The 502-nt window shown below is 51.0% G+C and carries 1 pseudogene; it reads left to right on the top strand.

What is annotated here, in order from left to right:
• Positions 1-502: pseudogene (locus FD23_RS10345) on the top strand (pyruvate oxidase); the annotation flags it as partial.

The raw sequence follows: 502 nt of genomic DNA, 5'->3' as shown, positions 1-502 counted from the left end.
CAAGCCATACTTGGGGACTATCGGCCGTATCGGTGGTAAGGCTCCTAACGAAGTTCAAGGCCACACTGACCTGGTAGTTTGGGTTGGTAACAACTCACCATTCTCAGTATTGTGGTTCCCTAAGAACGCCAAGGTTATCCAAATCGACGTTGATCCAGAAAAGCAAGGCAAGCGTCACTCAGTTGACGTATCAATCCTGGCAGACGCTAAAAAGAGCTTGCGTGCTTTGATCGACGCCGGTGAAGCCCGTGAAGAATCACCACTTTACAAGGCTGCTTTGGCCGACCGTGAAGAATGGGACGCATGGACTGCTTCATTTGCTGACGACCACTTGAAGGACGAAGGCCGCGTACGCCAAGAACCAATCTGGGATGTCATCAACAAGGAAGCCGCAGACAACGCTGTCTTCGCTATTGACGTTGGTAACGTTAACATGGACCACGCACGTCTGTTGAACATGAACGGCAAGCAACGCTGGACTACTTCAGGCTTGTACGCAACT

The sequence above is a fragment of the Lactobacillus delbrueckii subsp. delbrueckii DSM 20074 = JCM 1012 genome, assembly GCF_001433875.1.
Lineage (GTDB): Bacteria > Bacillota > Bacilli > Lactobacillales > Lactobacillaceae > Lactobacillus > Lactobacillus delbrueckii.
The sequence above is the reverse complement of the archived record's forward strand: the minus strand, read 5'-3'. Positions and strand labels throughout refer to the sequence as shown.